19 protein-coding genes, 1 tRNA gene and 1 pseudogene are annotated in these 17065 nt (G+C 57.9%); 12 read left to right on the forward strand and 9 right to left on the reverse strand.

From position 1 onward, the window contains the following. Positions 1-315: 315 nt before the first annotated feature. Complete coding sequence (locus tag IPP03_05735; GenBank protein ID MBL0352163.1) at positions 316-594, forward strand: hypothetical protein; 279 nt, start codon at positions 316-318, stop codon at positions 592-594. Positions 595-667: 73 nt separating this feature from the next. Here IPP03_05735 and IPP03_05740 read toward each other — a convergent pair whose 3' ends face one another. Continuing rightward, positions 668-955 carry a TIGR02647 family protein gene (locus IPP03_05740; GenBank protein ID MBL0352164.1) on the reverse strand — a complete coding sequence of 96 codons (288 nt, stop codon included), beginning with the start codon at positions 953-955 and terminating at the stop codon, positions 668-670. 397 nt (positions 956-1352) lie between these two features. On the opposite strand from IPP03_05740, the gene IPP03_05745 reads away from it, so the two are divergent. Beyond that, complete coding sequence (locus IPP03_05745; protein MBL0352165.1) at positions 1353-2885, forward strand: MarR family transcriptional regulator; 1533 nt, start codon at positions 1353-1355, stop codon at positions 2883-2885. 32 nt (positions 2886-2917) lie between these two features. Here the strand turns inward: IPP03_05745 and IPP03_05750 are convergent, their stop codons facing one another. From IPP03_05750 to IPP03_05780, 7 genes are all read right to left on the reverse strand, one after another. Continuing rightward, entirely contained in the window at positions 2918-3379 is a 462-nt protein-coding gene (locus IPP03_05750) for a hypothetical protein (protein ID MBL0352166.1), read from the reverse strand. A 150-nt stretch (positions 3380-3529) separates the two neighbouring features. Further along, positions 3530-4707, reverse strand: a protein-coding gene (locus tag IPP03_05755; protein ID MBL0352167.1) for an IS3 family transposase whose coding sequence is annotated in 2 segments (ribosomal slippage) — positions 3530-4455 and positions 4455-4707 — 1179 coding nt in all. Because the reading frame shifts where the segments join, the coding sequence is not laid out codon by codon here. 133 nt (positions 4708-4840) lie between these two features. Next, positions 4841-5326 (reverse strand): Lrp/AsnC family transcriptional regulator, encoded by a 486-nt coding sequence (locus IPP03_05760; GenBank protein ID MBL0352168.1) that lies wholly within the window; start codon positions 5324-5326, stop codon positions 4841-4843. Continuing rightward, on the reverse strand, positions 5323-5808 hold the full coding sequence (locus tag IPP03_05765) for an AsnC family transcriptional regulator (GenBank protein MBL0352169.1): 486 nt from the start codon (positions 5806-5808) through the stop codon (positions 5323-5325). Before IPP03_05765 ends, IPP03_05760 begins: the two co-directional genes overlap by 4 nt. Next, on the reverse strand, positions 5801-6769 hold the full coding sequence (locus tag IPP03_05770) for an Lrp/AsnC family transcriptional regulator (protein ID MBL0352170.1): 969 nt from the start codon (positions 6767-6769) through the stop codon (positions 5801-5803). Before IPP03_05770 ends, IPP03_05765 begins: the two co-directional genes overlap by 8 nt. Continuing rightward, a complete protein-coding gene (locus IPP03_05775) occupies positions 6769-7935 on the reverse strand; it encodes a protein nirF (protein ID MBL0352171.1) in 1167 nt (388 codons plus the stop codon). Before IPP03_05775 ends, IPP03_05770 begins: the two co-directional genes overlap by 1 nt. Before the next feature lie 8 nt (positions 7936-7943). After that, the gene (locus tag IPP03_05780) at positions 7944-8210 is read right to left on the reverse strand and encodes a cytochrome c (GenBank protein MBL0352172.1); all 267 of its coding nucleotides are present in this window, start codon (positions 8208-8210) and stop codon (positions 7944-7946) included. A gap of 697 nt (positions 8211-8907) precedes the next feature. Between IPP03_05780 and cobA the strand changes: the two genes are divergently transcribed. The 7 genes from cobA to IPP03_05815 all read left to right on the forward strand — a co-directional run bounded on the left by cobA (position 8908) and on the right by IPP03_05815 (position 13880). Further along, on the forward strand, positions 8908-9672 hold the full coding sequence (gene cobA / locus IPP03_05785; GenBank protein MBL0352173.1) for a uroporphyrinogen-III C-methyltransferase: 765 nt from the start codon (positions 8908-8910) through the stop codon (positions 9670-9672). Further along, positions 9669-10070 (forward strand): hypothetical protein, encoded by a 402-nt coding sequence (locus tag IPP03_05790; protein ID MBL0352174.1) that lies wholly within the window; start codon positions 9669-9671, stop codon positions 10068-10070. The genes cobA and IPP03_05790 overlap by 4 nt, the downstream gene beginning before the upstream one ends. Before the next feature lie 25 nt (positions 10071-10095). Next, a tRNA-Leu gene (locus IPP03_05795) sits at positions 10096-10180 on the forward strand. A gap of 164 nt (positions 10181-10344) precedes the next feature. Beyond that, on the forward strand, positions 10345-11559 hold the full coding sequence (locus tag IPP03_05800; GenBank protein MBL0352175.1) for an integrase arm-type DNA-binding domain-containing protein: 1215 nt from the start codon (positions 10345-10347) through the stop codon (positions 11557-11559). A gap of 104 nt (positions 11560-11663) precedes the next feature. Next, complete coding sequence (locus tag IPP03_05805) at positions 11664-12248, forward strand: hypothetical protein (GenBank protein MBL0352176.1); 585 nt, start codon at positions 11664-11666, stop codon at positions 12246-12248. Between the two features lie 293 nt (positions 12249-12541). Continuing rightward, entirely contained in the window at positions 12542-12844 is a 303-nt protein-coding gene (locus IPP03_05810; GenBank protein MBL0352177.1) for a helix-turn-helix domain-containing protein, read from the forward strand. Positions 12845-13121: 277 nt separating this feature from the next. Then, complete coding sequence (locus IPP03_05815) at positions 13122-13880, forward strand: hypothetical protein (protein ID MBL0352178.1); 759 nt, start codon at positions 13122-13124, stop codon at positions 13878-13880. Positions 13881-14119: 239 nt separating this feature from the next. Here IPP03_05815 and IPP03_05820 read toward each other — a convergent pair. Continuing rightward, a pseudogene (locus tag IPP03_05820) lies at positions 14120-14479 on the reverse strand (transposase). A gap of 508 nt (positions 14480-14987) precedes the next feature. Between IPP03_05820 and IPP03_05825 the strand changes: the two are divergent. The 3 genes from IPP03_05825 (at position 14988) to IPP03_05835 (ending at position 16726) form a co-directional block, all read left to right on the forward strand. Then, the gene (locus IPP03_05825; protein ID MBL0352179.1) at positions 14988-15398 is read left to right on the forward strand and encodes a hypothetical protein; all 411 of its coding nucleotides are present in this window, start codon (positions 14988-14990) and stop codon (positions 15396-15398) included. A gap of 110 nt (positions 15399-15508) precedes the next feature. Continuing rightward, on the forward strand, positions 15509-16039 hold the full coding sequence (locus IPP03_05830; GenBank protein ID MBL0352180.1) for a hypothetical protein: 531 nt from the start codon (positions 15509-15511) through the stop codon (positions 16037-16039). 117 nt (positions 16040-16156) lie between these two features. Then, on the forward strand, positions 16157-16726 hold the full coding sequence (locus IPP03_05835) for a hypothetical protein (GenBank protein MBL0352181.1): 570 nt from the start codon (positions 16157-16159) through the stop codon (positions 16724-16726). Positions 16727-17065: the final 339 nt, after the last annotated feature.

The raw sequence follows: 17065 nt of genomic DNA on the forward strand, positions 1-17065 counted from the left end.
AACAAGTGAGAATTTTTCAATCGTACAACCGAAGCCGAGAGGAAGCGGGCGATCCTTCTCAGATTCACGATGCTAGCATGCCTTTCCGCAAGTCATGTCCCTGGCCAAGCGCCACATAAACGATAATTGGCCTCCCGAAGCGGTGAACAACGCCGCTTCCCGAAGTAGATTCGTAGCCTGAGAATAAAGCGCGGAATGCCGGAAACTCCCCGCTGATCCTGTTCACCCACGGCGAAGACGTGGCGCGGGCGCCAGGAAAGGCGCATGATCGGCCAAAGTCCGTGCGTGGGCGGCGGGCGCTTCAGGAGGGCGGGTATGACAACCAGAATCAAGATTGCCGCGGGCGAAGTCCAGTTCGGTGATTTAATCTACAACGGTCTCGGCACCAGCAAACACCCAACCGATACTTGGGAAACGATCACCCAGATCAATGTGGTGGATGGTCTGATCCTGCTGATTACCGGCCGTCTCAGTGGCCCCCATGGCGAGTTCTGGTACGAGCCTGACGAACTCATGGCCGTGATTCGCCACCCGCCCGAGGTGCCCGAGCCGGTGGTCGCCAAGCCTCACAACAAGCGCTCGCACGGACACTAAACCAGGGGCGCGTTCGGACGCGTTTTCAGCTATCGATCACTACCGCCCGGTTGTCCGTCCGGGCAATTGCCGATCAGGCGGAAGTCACAACTTCAGGTTTGGGCGTCGCAGCAACATGTGCGCTGCCCTCGGTCAGCAGAGCCAACGCGGCATGCGCATGGTCCACGGCGTTGCGCCCCAGACTGGTCAGATAGCCGCCATCTTGCTGCGTAACCAGCCCTTTGTCGTACAGACGCCGGGTAGCGGAAATCACCTTGGCATCGGCCGTGCGGGTGTGAACCTTGAGGCCTTGTTGATTGGTCGCCAAGTCGAAGCGAATCAGCATATTCAGTTCATCGATCAGTTCAGGCGTATAGGGCATGGTCAAACCTTTCAGTGGTTGGCGCGCCGTTGATTCTACAGTGGCTTTCGGTTGACGATCCGGATGTCAGCGTGTCTCGGGCCGCCCTGGAAATCGGTGCGTTTTGCCGAGTCATCAATTTGAACCGAGACTGCCGAAAAAGAGGGGGCCCTGATTTTGTGTTTGCCGCATGTTCGGGTTCACTCGGAAACAGCCTGAGTCGACAGCGAACTCCACTGTCGGCTAAGGCCGATGATCGGAAGCCGGCCTGAACGGACAGTTGCGGCTCAACACATGAATGTCCCGTCCAGACCCAAGAGTGGTCTGTCATACCCTGAGCATTCGAATCTCTCCATGCGTTCACCCCCTAAGCCGGACGATCCGGAACCAAACAGGTATTACGATAGAAGCCTGACGAATGACCGAGGAGGCGATCATGTTGGCGATGGCTCTGGCGGAACGATACGTGACGAACATGCATGGCGTGCTTTCGTGCTTTGACCGGATCATTATCACCGGCACGCTGCCTGGTGCGTGCTACGCGGCAGGAATGACGAGTTATTTGTACACGCACGGAATTCGGGTATTCGACTACCCGCGATTTGCCGAGCCGCTGCGAGATCGCATTCGTGAGCGTGCGCAGGAGGTGTGTCTGGCGGCGGGTATTGAAATCGAGCACGTCAGCAAAAGCCATATTCGCAAGGAAGAGTTGGTCGCGCGAGTGCTCGCCGGTCGCGGCGACGCACCGGGTTTGGTGCATGTGCTCTCGGCCATGGAAGCCTGTCCGAGCTACAAACCGTGGCATGACAAAGGCAGTGGCAAGACTTACCTGCGCCCCGATCAAGGCAAGTGCCTGCACTACTACTTCTATTTCATCGACGAGGAACTGGGGTTGTGCTACCTGCGTGTGCCGACGTGGGCACCGTTCGGGTTGCAGTTCTACTGTAATGGTCACAGCGCTCTGGCAAGAACTCTGACGCGAGAAAGGATCGACTTCCTCCAGCAGGACAACGCCTTCCTGCGTGTCGCCGACATCGCGCAGGCGCAGGCGCTGGCGGATGCGTTCAGTCCCGACGTACTTCACCCGCGACTGGATCGCTATGCGCAGTGGTTGTGCCCAGTGCTTGACGTCTTTGGATCCTCGTATCACTGGAGCTTGCGCCAAGTCGAATACTCCACCGACCTGATGTTTCGCAGTGAGCAGATATTGGTTCCACTGTATGACGCCATTTCGCGCCAAGCGGTCTTGGCCGCCAACGCAGAACGCGTCTCCAGCTTTCTGGGCAAGAAGGTCACGCCACAACTGGCCCAGGAGATCGGTTCCCGGTTGTCCACCCGTATCGAGGGGCGCTGCATCAAGCACACCATGGGCGCCGCTGGCGTCAAGGTGTATGACAAATTCTCCCGCGTACTGCGGGTCGAAACGACCGTCAATGACGTGAGTTTCTTCAAACACCACCGCAAGGTGGAACACAAGGACAGGCACGCCACCCGAGAATTGGCGCCCCTGAAGAAGACAATCTATAGCCTGATCGACCTGCGCGACATCCTGCTCGGCTGCAACCAACGTTACCTGGCGTTCCTCTCCAGCCTCGATGACCCCAGTGCCGGCGAGCGTGACTTGGAGCGATTGAGCATGCCACGGTTGGGGGCGGCTCCCGGTGTCAAAGGGGTGAACTTCTTTGATCCTGCCGAGAAAGCCTTGCTGCAAACCATGCAACGCGGCGAGTTCAACATTCACGGTTGGCGTCGTGCCGATCTTCTCAGCTATCTGAAGCTCACTCCGTCCGCCATGTCGCGCCAACTTGCCCGACTGCGTACGCTCGGCTTGATCAAGAAAGTCACTCATACCTATCGCTACTACCTCACTCGATTGGGACGTTCAGTCGTCGCTGCGGCCTGCTCATTGACCCGCTTCAACATAGTGCCAACCATGGCTTGCGCATCCTGAATTCTTCTCATGATTTGTGATGATTGAACTGGTTAGTGACTAAGGGTCTTAAACATCTCGCGAACATCATCCTCCGTGACGATATCCGCTGGCGATGGGTCGGATCCGCGTGAGAATCCACCTCCTTCGACATCATCGTCGCGAGCGCTCTCTTCGCGCTCAGCTATGTCGGATTCAATCGACGCTATGGTTTGTCCGAAGTCGACCCCGAAGCGCTCATGGAGCTCGTTAAGTGACCCGCGCAACTCTTCTAGGTCGCTGACGTCAGAGCAACCGTCGCGGTCATAGTCCACTCCGTGGCGGCGATAGTACTCAAGACCCGCGCTTCGCTGTTTTTCGTTAGCTTCAGTCCATTCCGGCGCGTTGTCTGAAAACTCAAGCAGCGCTATCCAGTCCTGTGCCCCTGCCGAGTTTATGTGATCAAGCAGTCTATCGATGACCTCTCTATAGATCGACCGTCCGCCTTGGATCCAGACCCAAGCTTTCTCCTTCATTACGAGAAGAGTCCGGGCCGTGGCGCCGATGTCGATACTGTGTTTCTCCCAGTGCGAGACCAAGAATGCGGTGTATGTGCGTGCTACGTCCACAAAGGTCAAATCGTGAAGTGAGCTTCCCTCTGTATTTCGTCTGCCAAAGGGTGGATTTCATGCTACCAGTTTTTGCTGATGTTGCTCACTGAGCCAGTTTTCAAGGAACTGAATTGGTGATTGGTAACCGAGCGTCGAGTGCTGTCGTTTCCGGTTGTAAAACACCTCAATGTACTCGAAGCTGGTGGCCTTCATGTCGGCGTGACTGGCGTAGCGAATGCCATGCACCCACTCGTTTTTGAAGCTGTTGAACCAGCTTTCCGTCGGCGCGTTATCCCAGCAGTTTCCTTTGCGACTCATCGAGCAGATCATGCCGTAAGCCCTGAGCTTGTCCTGAAACGCATGGCTGGCGTACTGGCTACCTCGGTCCGAGTGGTGCATCAATCCCGCTGCAGGACGCTTGCGGAACCAGGCCATGGTCAGCGCATCCGTCACGATATCTGCCGTCATGCGCGGCTTCAGCGACCAGCCCACGACTTCGCGGTTGAACAGGTCGAGCACGATGGCCAGATACAGCCAGCCTGCGTCGGTCCACAGGTAGGTAATATCAGACGTCCAGAGCTGATTCGGGGCCGCTGGTGTGAAGTTTCTGTCGAGCAAATTGTCAGCAACTGGCAAGCCGTGCTTCGAGTCTGTGGTGACCTTGTAGCGCCGCTTGTGGCGGGCATGAATGCTGTTTTCACGCATCAGCCGTTCAACCCGCCCCTTGCTGGCTGGGAAGCCCCGGCTCCGCAGTTCTCGGACCATGCGCGGACTGCCGTAGGCACCCCTGATCTCAGCATGAATGGCACGAATGAGTGCCAGCATCTGGAGATCGGTCAGTCGCTTGCGATCCGGCCGACCGCCGCGCCTCCAGGCGCGATAACCGCTGACGCTGACATCGAGCACCTCACACAGATCAACGAGCGGGTAGCGCAAGCCTTGTTCGGCAATCCAGGCGTACTTCACAGGACATCCCTTGCGAAGTACGCCGTCGCTTTTTTTAGGATTTCGTTCTCCCGTTTGAGCCGCAGGTTCTCCGCTCGCAGCCGGGAGATCTCCATTTCCTCGGGCGTCACCTCTCGGTTTCCTACGCCTCTGAGTCTGCCTTCTGCTGACGATTTTACCCAGTTACGCAACGTCTGGTCGCCCAGACCAAGTTCCTTGATCACGCGACTGATGCTCTGACCATCCTTCACCCGCTTGACCGCCAGTTCCTTGAACTCGGTCGTGTAGGCCTGCTTCGGTATCTTCATTTCATGCCTTCCAAAAGTGACTCAATTTTAGGTCACCCTTGGCAGACTAATTTCCGGGGGAAGCTCAGAATGCGAAACTGCCAATTTGGCACACCGCATACCAGGAAGGCAGAGTGCCACGCACAAAGCCGTTTCAGATCCGCAAGCCGGTTTTCTTGAGGATGCGCGTCGAGAACAGCACATCGCTGCTCTGGCAGTTCTCGCCTAGCAGTTCAGCGATTCGCGCCGCCTTTTCCCTGACTTCGTCGCGCGAAGTCCCGTGCACCATCGCAAACAGGTTGTACGGCCAAGCTGGCAAGGCACGCGGTCGACGGTAGCAATGGGTCACGAACGGCAGACTGCCGACACGTGCACCGAGTTCGTCGACACGCGTATCCGGCACGTCCCAGACGGTCATGCCATTGGCTGTCCAGCCGATCGCATAGTGGTTCGGCACGGCGCCGATACGGCGAATGATTCCGGAATCGAGCATGGCCTGCAGACGGCGCATGACTTCGTTGCCGGCAATGCCGATTTGCGCGCCGATCTGTTCGTAAGGTCTGGCCACCAGCGGCAGGCCGCCCTGGGTGGCGACGATCAGCGCGCGGTCGATGCCGTCGAGGCTGGGGCTATCGCTCATGCACGAACCGCGAGTTTCATTTCGACGAAATACTCGCACTCCTTGGGAAAGGCGAAGACTGGCAACCCGGTATCCCGTTCGATCGTCGTGATCGCATCGGCAATACCCTGCGGCGTTTCGGTCGCCAGCACAAACCACATATTCAACGGATGCTCACGCCGGTAGTTGTGGGCGACCTGCGGCAGCGCGTTGACCAGCGCCGTCACTTCATCGTAGCGCGCCTCCGGCACCTGCAGAGCGGCGAGTACGAAGGCACCGCCCATGCGCTCGATCTGCACCATCGGCCCGAAACGGGTCAGCACCTTGGCGTCGAGCAGGCGCTGTAAACGGGTCAACAGTTCATCGCCGGAAATGCCGAGTTGGGCGGCGGCCGCCGCGTAGGGCTCGTCGCAGAGCGGAAAATCCCCCTGCAATTTGTCGATGATTTGCCGGTCGACCGCACTGCGAAGCAAGACTCCTTGGGATGTGTCGATTTCAGGCATAGCGCGCGCCGTTCTGCTTGAAGCGGGTCAACGAGAACAGCACGTCACGCGCGCAATCGTCGATTCCGTGACGCCGGCGCAGATCGGTGATGATGGCTTCGACTTCGCCACGTTCGCGGCCATGGATCATGCAAAACAGGTTGTACGGCCAGTCGGGCAGCACACGCGGACGACGATAGCAGAGCGTCACCGCCGGCTCCTCGGCCAATGCACGACCGAGTTCCGCGACCCGCTGATCGGGAATGTCGTGCACCAGCATCGCATTGGCCGTGTAGCCGAGTTCGCGATGCCTGACGACAACGCCGAAACGCTTGATGGCGCCATCTTCGAGCCAGTTGCCGATGCGCCCCATGACTTCGCTTTCCGAGGCGCCGATACGTTCGGCGATCAGCGCGAACGGCCGCATGAACAGCGGCAGCCCTTCCTGCAACACCGATACCAGGCGCCGTCCGGCTTCGTCGATCGGGGCTGCGGGCTGCACGGCACGTGCTGTTGCGTGTGTCTTGCGCGTCTGGCCATGCAGCGGAAAACCCAGATCGATGTGAAACTCTTCGAGCAGCGGCAGTACGAGCAACGGGAGTCCTGCCGTCCCTTCGATCGCCTTCAATGTTGCCTGCAGGCGGCCTTCGCTGGCGGCGGTGACGACGAACCACAGGTTGTAGCGGTGCTCGCGCTCGTAGTTGTGATTAACCTCGGGGAAGCGGTTGACCGTGGTGGCCACAGCTTCGAGCCGTTCCGGATCGACCGCCATCGCGGCCAGCGTCGAGGCGCCGATCCGCTTGGGCGCGAAGACCGCACCGACCCGCGAGATCTTGCCTTCGCGCCGCAGCCTTTCGAGACCGTTGAGCAGCGTTCGCTCGCCAACGCCGAGGCGTGCCGCCAGTTCGGCAAAGGGCGCCGGACAGAGCGGGAAATCGCGCTGGAACTCGTTGAGCAGACGGAACTCGAGCGCGCTGTCCATCAGAAACCGATGCGCTGGGCGCGCGAGGTGAAAAAGATGCCCGACGGGTTATCGGCGGCGAACTCGCCGAGCAGCGCAAAATTCATCGTGTCGTAGATCACCACCTTGTTGTCATCGCGCGCCGAGAGCCAGACGTTTTCACCGCGCGGTGCAAATTCCATATGCAGGATGCCCTTGCCCGGCTCCATGCGATGAACGACCTTGCCGGCCAGCGTATCGATGACGTCGATCTTCGCATTGTCCGGGAAGGCGAAATTAACCCACACCTGACGTCCATCCGGGCGTGCCATGACGAACACCGGTTGGCCGCGCACCTGAATACGACCGACTTCCTTCCAGGTGCCGACATCGACGATCAGCACCTCATGGCGACCAACCGCTGGCAGGTAGGCCTTGCCCTGTGCCACCGACCAGCCGCGCAGGTGCGGCATCTTGAACACCGGCAATTTTTCCTCTCCGCGCCCGTAGTTTTCGAGGATCTTGCGCGCGCCCTTTTCCGGCTGCCAAACATCGAGCATCGCCACCCCATCCTCGCCGAACAAGCCGGCCAGGAAGTAGCGGCCATCCGGCGTCACCATGCCGTCATAAGGCTGGATGCCGGCTGGATAGCGCTGCGTCTTCGGCTGTTTCGGATTGCTGAAATCGCTGACCCAGATTTCACCGCCATCGAACAGCGCGTATACGAACTTGTTGCCCGGCACATCGGCAAGGCCGACAACCTTCGAAAACTTGCCCGGCGCGTACTCGGCCGGTACTTCGGAGAGCAATTCGAGCGTTTCAGCATCAAAGGCCTTGATGCCGCCCGGCGTATAGTTCTGGGCGACGACGATGCGTCCATCCTGGGAAATCGAGCCGCCGATGGCATTACCCGATTGGATGATGCGCTTGACGATGCGGCCTTCGAGCAAGTCGACTTTGGTCAGCCCGCCATCACGGCCGAAGATGAAAGCGTAACGCCCGTCGCGCGAATAGACGGCGGACGCATGCGAGAGATCACCCAGCCCGCCGATCCGCGCATAGGGCTGGCGCGACGTCGTATTGACCAGCGTGACATGACCGCTGGAGCGCTCGATGATCAGACCAAGGTCACCGGTACCGCGCACCGGTGGCGTTCCGGCGCAGGCACTCAGCAACAGCGCGACGACTAAACTCAGAAATAGGCGCATCACATCCTCTATTCGGGAAAATTGGTCATCAATTTTTGCACGATCCAGCCCGCCTCGGCTTCCGACATGAACTGGTTCCAGGGCGGCATCGGCGTACCCGGCCGGCCGGAATAGATGGTCGCCACCAGGCTCTCGGGCGGCTTGTCGTGCAGGGTTTCAGGTAACAAGGCGGGGCCGAGGCCACCGTGCAGCGTCAAACCGTGACACGAGCCACAGTCCTGGCGCACCAGGTGCACCAGTTCCTTTTGCCGGGCTGCATCCGGTTCAGCAGCCATTGCTGGCTCGGCACTTCCGGTTGTTGCGGTCGACAGCAAAAACAGGGCAAAAAACAACTTACTCGCCAACAATGATCAAGCCTTTCATTTCCGGATGCGGGCCGCAATGGTATGGGTAGCGGCCCGCCTGTGTAAACTGCCGCTACCAGCTTTTGTCGGGGAAAAAGCGTTCCGACGCACACCCGCCTTCCTGCGGCGTGTAGGCATATTTCTCGACAACGACCTCAACCGTCTGCCTAGCCACGGTGAAAAAAACAAGCGCCAGCAGCGCCGACGCTCGTCCCGGGTGAAACCGACCGGTGAACATGCGTATCAATCCCCGAGCCGATGATTCTCTTACTGCTTCACAGCCTTCACATCACCGTCGACGCCAAGCCCGATGGTGCTCACGGTGAACCCCATAGCCGTCACTGCAAGTATCCCAACTACGGTTTTTTTCATCTTTCTCTCCTGGAACCAAACAAGGGGCACCCCGGCATAAGCGCAATAGACCATAGGTTGAACCTGAGCTCTTTGCGCGACATTGATCCGGATCAATCTTTCACTGTATGTGAAACCGTTTATTTTCAATCAATTATGACCATTTCGGATTATCTTCATAGTTGTTGATAGCCACTTGCGACTGCGCAATTCCTGTCGCCTATTGGCAGGCATGGAATCCGGCATTAGGATGGGCGCCCGAAGAGACGATGGCGCCATGGAAACTCAATATACCCTCAAGGCCGGAAAGGTCTGGCTGATCGGCGCCGGCCCCGGCGACCCGGACCTGCTGACGGTCAAGGCGGCGCGCCTGATCGCTCGGGCCGACGCCGTGGTTTTCGACCATCTGGTCGGCGACGGCATCATGGATCTGGCACGCGCCGATGCCCGTCGCATCTATGCCGGCAAGGAAGCCTCCCATCACACCCTGCCGCAGGATTCGATCAACAAACTCCTGGTCGATCTGGCGCGCGAGGGGCTCTCGGTGGTCCGCCTCAAGGGCGGCGACCCCTTCATTTTCGGACGCGGCGGCGAGGAACTGGAGACGCTCGCCGCCTCGGGCATTCCCTTCGAAGTTGTTCCCGGCGTGACCGCCGCGGCCGGTTGCGCCGCCTATTCGGCATTCCCGCTGACGCATCGCGATCATGCCCAGTCCGTCACGTTCGTCACCGGGCATCTCAAGGACGGCACCGTCAACCTCGACTGGCCGGCCCTCGCCCGGCCGGGCCAGACGATCGTCTTCTACATGGGCATAGCCGCTGCCGAGGAAATCTGCCGGCAGATGGTCAGGCACGGACTCCCCTCGCCGACTCCTGCGGCGGTGATACGCAATGGCACACTGCCGACGCAACAGACGCTCGTCGCCACCCTGGACACGTTGCCGCGGCTTATCGAGGAATCCGGAATCACGCCCCCCGCACTGATCGTCGTCGGCAGTGTCGTCAATTTGCACGCCAAACTCAACTGGTTCGAGCAGAAATGAAACTCCTCGTCCTTCTTGTCGCTATCTTCGCGCTCCCGGCCCACGCCTATTCCGGTAAGGAACTGCGCGAGGATTGCCTGGCAGCCGAAGCCGGCTTCGCTTCCAGCGCCACCAGTCCAAATGCCTATCAGTCGCCCAAGGGCGCGCGCTGCCTCGGTTACCTGGAAGGCTTCGTCGACGGTTACGCCGTCAGCGACCACCTGGCCGAATCGGTCGGGGTCAAGCTCAACGCATTCTGCCTGCCGAAAAGCGCCGACCTGTCCTACCGCCTGGTGCGCTCTGTACTCGCCTACCTGGACCGGCAACCGCCCAATCCTGAAGCCAGCACGGCCGCGCTCGTCGCCGCCGCCCTCTCGCGGACCTTCCCGTGCGCCGAATCGCTTGAACCGCGCCGGTGATTCGGAGATAATCCGCCATCCATTTGCCCTGATGGCGGAATCGGTAGACGCAGCGGATTCAAAATCCGCCGCCGCAAGGTGTGCCAGTTCGAGTCTGGCTCGGGGCACCAAGTAGCTGTTTTAAGCAGTCCAAGCAAGTCCAGAGAACCCGCCTAAGTGCGGGTTTTTTATTGTCTTTTTGGCTTATATGGGGTAACTTAGTCCAACACCATCCGAATCAAATCAGGGGTAACTCTTAGGGGTAACCGCCTAGTGACGAAAGGAGTTACCCCAATTGCCTCTAACCGACACAGCAGTGCGGAATGCCAAGCCTTGCGCCAAGCCGATCAAGTTGTTTGACGAACGTGGCTTATTTTTGATAGTTACCCCTACTGGCGGCAAATGGTGGAGATTCCGTTACAAGGTCGACACCAAGGAAAAACTCCTCTCACTTGGGGTATATCCAGATGTTGGCCTCAAGGAAGCAAGGACGCAGCGAGAGGCGGCTCGCAAACTGCTCGCGTCTGGAATTGATCCCGGCGAACACCGGAAGGCGACCAAGGCGACGAAAGTTGAACGCGCCACCAACAGCTTCGAGGTGATTTGCCGCGAATGGCTCGAACACAAACGCAGCACTGTAGAACCTGCCCAATACACCAAGGCGCTGGCCCGGCTGCAAAAAGATGTATTCCCTTGGATGGGTGGCAGGCCAATCGCTGAAATCACCGCCCCCGAGATACTGGCAACCTTGCGGCGGATAGATGAACGAGGTGCACGCTACACGGCGCACAAAGCCAAAAGCGAAATCAGCCAATGCTTCCGCTACGCTATCGCCACCGGCAGAGCTGAACGCGATCCCTGCCCTGACCTTCGCGGCGCAATCCCGCCTGCAAAAACCGCGAACCTGCCCTCCATTACGAACCCGGCAGAAGTTGCCGAGCTATTGAGGGCTATCGACGGCTTTAGAGGCACGTTCGTCGTCAAGTCAGCATTGCTACTTGCCCCGTTGCTGTTCGTGCGTCCTGGCGAGCTACGCAAGGCAGAATGGGCAGGGTTTGACTTCGACAAAGCCGAGTGGCGCTATCTGGTGACAAAGACGAAAACAGAACACCTTGTGCCACTCGCATCGCAATCGGTGGCGACCCTGAAAGAGCTACATGCCCTGACCGGACATGGGCGCTACGTCTTCCCCGGCCGCGATCCACAGAAACCAATGTCAGAAGCCGCCGTGAATGCTGCTCTGCGCCGCATGGGTTACGACACGAAAACGGAAATCACCGGACACGGCTTCCGGGCGATGGCGCGAACGATTCTGCACGAGGAACTGCATCAGAAGCCGGAAGTGATTGAACACCAACTTGCGCACAGCGTGTCGGATACCCTTGGTACAGCATACAACCGCACCAAGTTCCTAAAAGAACGCAAAGCGATGATGCAGCTATGGGCGGATTATCTCGACAAACTGAAGGCGGGGGCGGACGTCATTCCGCTGCACGGCAGCGCAGCATAAAGGTTACCTGCGCCTACCTCGACGGAGGGAAAGCCGGGACACCCTTACGCGGCTGGCGTGGCCTCTATGGCTTCTGAATAAGGGTAGAGCGTGAAAGGGGCGCCATGATCGAGCTTTCTGAAAGCCTAAAAGAGAAAATGTTTGGCGATGACGCCATCCTGCGCTATATCGATGATGTCCGCATAGCTTTTGATTCTGGAGATCGCTCAGCACTTCTTTTCGTCGTCTTCTTATGTGCTAGGTTCCAAGCGGTCATCCCCGAATGGGCAACAGATGCATTGCTGAAAGCAGAAGCGGAACTTGAAGCAGGCAAGGTTGAAGACCCCAACGTGGTCTTTGGCTGGCCTAAGATCAGGAAAGGTCAGCGAGAAAAGGCGGCTCGCCAAAAAGACCTTGCTTCCAAAGTGCTGGGGTATCTGCAAAATCATCGGCTCGCTGGTGGCGGGCTTAATGCTGACCTTGATTTCCAAGGGGTTGCAGACGAGCTGGAAATCTCAAGGCGGGATGTTGAGGATATCTACAAACAGCACGGGCAATTTGTTAAAGACTTACCAAGGGGTAACCCGGATGGTGGAGTCTATGCATTTGGCCACGGAACAATTGCGATGCCACGGCGAAGCGGTCGGCCAACACTCGATCATGGTCATGCAAATCTAGACACAAAACCTGAAAAACCTGTGTCTGACTAGATTTTCAAAACGCCGCAACATGGAGCCTTGAAAAACACGTCCAACAACGGACGAACAAGGAAACCATGGCTCATCAACTCCCCGAAACCGGCTTTCTTCGCCTCCGGAATATCATTGGCGATGCGAAAGCAAATCCGCCAATCCCTGCAGTTATCCCTGTCAGCAAGTCGACTTGGTGGGCATGGGTTCGTAGTGGCAAAGCACCGGCAGCAAAAAAACTTGGCCCCCGGACAACCGTATGGTCGGTCGACTCAATCCGCGCCTATCTGGCATCTGCGAAGTAGGGGGCGATCGTGAAAAAAGAAAAAGGCCACCCGAAGGCAGCCCGTAAAACACTCGCCGCCCATTATGCAGACCTTTCCGCATCGGCACAACGCAAACGCCTGCTGGATGCCCTGCGCTGCGGGCCAGTGACGACAATCGAGGCGCGGCGTAACCTGGACATTCTGATGCCTGCGGCTCGCGTCCATGAACTGAAGCACCGGCACGGGTACAACATTCAGACTTTGCGAACGCGGCAGCAAACGGAGTGCGGCAGGCTACACAGTGTCGCCCGATACGTTCTGCTGGCGGGGGGCGTAGATCATGGCAAATGATGATTGGCTGGAAAGCCTGTACGCGCTCGCCTATCGCTTTCAAGGGCTTGGTGTAGTACCAATCCTCTTGACTTAGCGGTCTGTCATCTAATTTTGGCAACTTTGCCATCTGGCCGCGCCAAGATATAATCGAGCATGTAACCAATTGATATAAATAGGCGTTATATGACGGCCTAAATATGCCAATATCGTTTCACGGCTAACGGACTACATTCATGGCGCCAATTTCCTTGCCGCCGCCCGCCGCGAGCCTCGGTTTTTCACCCGAAACCGTGAATTGCCATTCACGAATCTGATCGCTTTCCTGCTCACCGGCATTCGCGGCGCAGTTCAGGCGGAGCTTGATTCCTTCTTTGCCCTGCTTGCCGGAAGAACCCGCCTTTGTCGGGCGATCACGGCCAGTGCCTTCTCAAAGGCGCGCAGCCATCTGGTCGCCAATCTCTTTGAGCCGCTCAATACAGAATTGCTGCGCCTGGTCGATGAGGTCGTTCCGCAGCAGCCGGACTGGCAAGGCTTGCGGGTCTTGGCGGCGGATGCATCGAAGGTACGTCTGACCTTGCTTGACCTGGAAGGGCGCCGCCATATTCGAGAAGCGGCCATCTTCGGTTTGTTTCGGCCAGGGATCGAATTGTTCGACTCGCTGATTTTGCACAGTTCGCTGGTCGGCGAACGTCAGATGTTGTTTGAGCGGCTTGACCGACTCGGTGCTCAGGACATGCTGGTGCTTGATCGCGGGTATCCGGGTGCCTGGTTGGTCGCGGCGCTGTTGCATCGAGGTATCCCCTTTTGCATACGCTGTGATTCGTCCGCTTCCTTTTCTGCCATCACCCAGTTCATGCGATCCGGAGAAGATGAGGCGCAGGTGACATTGCCGCCACCGCATCGTCAGGATGCCATTGATTACGAGTGTCCGCGTCTGCCTTCTATGGTTCGCCTGATTCGTCAGGTGACGCCGACTGGCAAGGTACGGGTCTTGATGACCTCCTTGCTTGATACCGCGCGGTATCCGGCCACAAGCTTCTCATTCCGTTTCTAATTCGTTAATGCATTAACTATCCACGGCCAGTGTACGATTGAGCGGACACGCTGGTGCTCTGATTCAAGGGTTTTGAGGCTCGATTCGAGTTGATCTTCAAGTGCATCGATGCTATCGAAGGCCAGGTTGTGGAAGAACTTCTCGCGCAGTTCATCCCAGAGATGCTCGACCGGGTTGAGTTCAGGGGCATAGGGAGGCAACGGTAGCAGGTGTATGTTTTCGGGTGTTCTGAGTGCTTGGCTGGCATGCCAGCCCGCACCGTCAAGGACCATGACGATCCGATCCATCGGATGGCGTGCCGCCACTTCGTCGAGGAATAGCTGCATGCACGGCGTATTGACGTGCGGCAAGATCAGCGAGTCAAGCGCGCCCGTATCCACATCGACGGCCGCGTAGGCGTAGGTGTATTGGTGGGTGAGCATGGCCCGGCACAACGGTCGAATGGGTTGGGGCGCCCAGGCACGACGCACATCGTTGATGCGCCCGAAGCGCGCTTCGTCCTGAAACATCAGACGGATCGGGGTTCCTTGAGCGAAATCTCTCCGGAGTTCGGCAAGGGTGTCGGGGAGTTTTTTTCCACGCCTCCTGCGCGGTCGGATCACTTTGCGGATGTCGCTTGTCTGGCGCCAGCTTGCGCCAACCGTTGCGATGCAGCACGTTGTAGGCGGAGGACAGCGCCATCGGGCGTCCCAGCGCTTTCTCCAGGGCCGGCTTGATCTGACTGACGACCAATATACCGCCCTTGGCCGCTTGGTCGAAAAAGGGTTTCAACAGTTCGGCTTCTTGCGCTCGGGTGAAATTCTCCCGGTGGCGTCCGCCTCGTGCAGGTTCCGATTCACCGCCTACCCGATGTCCAGCCAGAAACGCGTTGCGTAATCGTGAGGCCCAACTGAGCGAAACACCGATCACCGCGGCGGTCTGCTCAAGATTCAAACCGTAGCACAACGGCAGAACAACCGCTTGGGCCTGGCGCAGTTGTTCCACACTCTTGGCTTCTTTGACAATCTTCAGCGCCTCCGCTACCGACCCCTCTCCCTTGAACGGCCTTCCCATGCCACACCTCAGATCTCATTGAGATGCACTTATTATTGCTTAATTGGTGTGAAAATGGAATCAGCCCTTTATCACAGCCGTTGGCGTATCGAGGAGGCGTTCAAGCGCATCAAACACCGGCTCAATCTGGAGCACACGTCCGGCCTGACTTGGCTGGCCGCCTGCCAGGATGTTGGGGCCAAGATGGTGTGTGACAATCTCAATGCCCTGGCCACCTACCTGGCTGCGGAAGAGCGGCTGCCCAGCGATTCGCCATGGCGAGTGAATCGGACGATGGCCTTCAATACCGTACGTCGTATCTTGCCCCGAGTCTTGGCGGGTGTGCAGCAAATCACCACCCGAGTTACCAAGGAAATCTTCTCGGAAATCGTCAAAAACCTTCAGAAATTTATCCCTGATCGTGCTCGACCTCGGCCAAACCAGCGAAAGCCTCACCTGTCCTTTGCTTACAAACCCGCCGTATGACTATGGACTAAGTTGAGAGGATTGGGTGTAGTACCTGACCTTGCGACGCTTTCAATCTGCGAAGCCTGGGGCGTCTATCTCTTCCTACGGCGCTTGACGGAGGGCGGTTGATGATTGATCGTCAAGAACAGGCAAGGCGTGGACAAAAACCACGGCGTATCGGAAAAACAGAACATTATGCAGCGATAGAACATCGCGTGATTGAATCACCCGCATTTGCCGACCTGAAGCCGACGGCGGTATTGCTGTTGCTACTTCTTGCTCGACAACTGAAAAAGGATAACAACGGCCATCTGCAAGCATCATTCAAATGGTGCAAGCGTTACGGTATCGGCAGCGAACACACCTTGCGCGACTCCATTGCAGCCTTGATAGCGCATGGCCTGATCTACCGCACGCGCAGTCATGGGGCTAACGGCGCATGGGCAAGGTATGCCGTGACTTGGCTACCGATCAAGCAACGCGAAGGCCTTTTTATGGATGGCTACAAGCCTTGTGCGTGGCGTGACTGGAAACCTGCTGAAAAAAAAGCTCCCGGCAAAAAGTGCAGGATTGATCCGGCAGAAAGTGCAGTTTCACCCCCGAACATCCGGCAGAAAGTGCAGGAAGTAGGGGGGCAGAAAATGCAGACTATGAATTAATACCATGTAGTAGTGCAGTGCATGGGTAACTGAACGAGGAAATGAATGATGGTCAGCACGAAATCACGAAGCAAAACGCCGGCTGCGGCGAAGGTAAAAAATTCTGGCTCGGATAACTTGGCGGTCAAGGCTGAGTCTGCCGAAGAAAAGGAAATGTACACGGCAAAACTCGCTTGCTCGCCGGCAGTGCGCGGCGCCGTCACTACGGAGGCTTTCAGCAAGTCCTATGGCGAGACGAATCTCAATGCCTTGATTCACCTGTTAAGCGACGAAAACAAAAAAATCATAAGTGGCGACCTGTCACGCGCCGACAGCCTATTGATGACCCAGGCCAATACCTTGGATGCCATATTCAACGAATTGGCACGCCGAGCAGGCTCGAACATGGGCGAGTACATGGATGCCTTCGAGCGGTACCTGCGGCTCGCGCTGAAGGCGCAGAGCCAGTGCCGGGCGACTCTGGAAACGCTGGCGGCGATCAAGAACCCGCCCGTGATCTACGCCAAGCAGGCCAACATCGCCAACGGGCCGCAGCAGGTGAATAACGGCACCATGCCCGCCCCCGCAGGCTGGGAAAACTCAATCGAGCCAAACAAACTTTTGGAGCAACAACATGAGCAACGGCTGGACACCGGAACGCAGGGCACGACAATCGGCGCTGATTCGGCAATGGCGACCTTGGGATAAGTCGACCGGTCCGAAGTCGGCAGGAGGCAAGGCGGCTGTTTCTCGGAATGCCTACAAGGGTGGCACACGGCCAATGCTGCGGGAACTAGCCAAGCTGCTGAAAACTTGAACATGTGACGGTGGGCGTGGTTAAGGAGGCCGAACCATCGAATGCCCAATTTAGACGACCCTGGCGGGGTGCCATCCTCCTTTTGCCATTCGCTTTGCAACTAGCGAACAGTAATCGCTCGGAGCGATCTCTCGACCATGACCGTGCCTCCTGTGATTGCACAGGTGACAGGCTGCAACTATGTTCTCCGGCCAACCGGTGCCACCATCCTTGTGAGGGACTAGATGTTC

The organism is Candidatus Dechloromonas phosphoritropha (genome assembly GCA_016722705.1).
Lineage (GTDB): Bacteria > Pseudomonadota > Gammaproteobacteria > Burkholderiales > Rhodocyclaceae > Azonexus > Azonexus phosphoritrophus.

What these genes read in the sequence shown, in the direction of transcription:
- IPP03_05735 (MBL0352163.1), top strand. Translation starts at nt 316, where the DNA reads ATGACAACCAGAATCAAGATTGCCGCGGGCGAAGTCCAGTTCGGTGAT.
- IPP03_05740 (MBL0352164.1), bottom strand. Translation starts at nt 955, where the DNA reads ATGCCCTATACGCCTGAACTGATCGATGAACTGAATATGCTGATTCGC.
- IPP03_05745 (MBL0352165.1), top strand. Translation starts at nt 1,353, where the DNA reads ATGACCGAGGAGGCGATCATGTTGGCGATGGCTCTGGCGGAACGATAC.
- IPP03_05750 (MBL0352166.1), bottom strand. Translation starts at nt 3,379, where the DNA reads ATGAAGGAGAAAGCTTGGGTCTGGATCCAAGGCGGACGGTCGATCTAT.
- IPP03_05760 (MBL0352168.1), bottom strand. Translation starts at nt 5,326, where the DNA reads ATGAGCGATAGCCCCAGCCTCGACGGCATCGACCGCGCGCTGATCGTC.
- IPP03_05765 (MBL0352169.1), bottom strand. Translation starts at nt 5,808, where the DNA reads ATGCCTGAAATCGACACATCCCAAGGAGTCTTGCTTCGCAGTGCGGTC.
- IPP03_05770 (MBL0352170.1), bottom strand. Translation starts at nt 6,769, where the DNA reads ATGGACAGCGCGCTCGAGTTCCGTCTGCTCAACGAGTTCCAGCGCGAT.
- IPP03_05775 (MBL0352171.1), bottom strand. Translation starts at nt 7,935, where the DNA reads ATGCGCCTATTTCTGAGTTTAGTCGTCGCGCTGTTGCTGAGTGCCTGC.
- IPP03_05780 (MBL0352172.1), bottom strand. Translation starts at nt 8,210, where the DNA reads ATGGCTGCTGAACCGGATGCAGCCCGGCAAAAGGAACTGGTGCACCTG.
- cobA (MBL0352173.1), top strand. Translation starts at nt 8,908, where the DNA reads ATGGAAACTCAATATACCCTCAAGGCCGGAAAGGTCTGGCTGATCGGC.
- IPP03_05790 (MBL0352174.1), top strand. Translation starts at nt 9,669, where the DNA reads ATGAAACTCCTCGTCCTTCTTGTCGCTATCTTCGCGCTCCCGGCCCAC.
- IPP03_05805 (MBL0352176.1), top strand. Translation starts at nt 11,664, where the DNA reads ATGATCGAGCTTTCTGAAAGCCTAAAAGAGAAAATGTTTGGCGATGAC.
- IPP03_05825 (MBL0352179.1), top strand. Translation starts at nt 14,988, where the DNA reads ATGGAATCAGCCCTTTATCACAGCCGTTGGCGTATCGAGGAGGCGTTC.
- IPP03_05830 (MBL0352180.1), top strand. Translation starts at nt 15,509, where the DNA reads ATGATTGATCGTCAAGAACAGGCAAGGCGTGGACAAAAACCACGGCGT.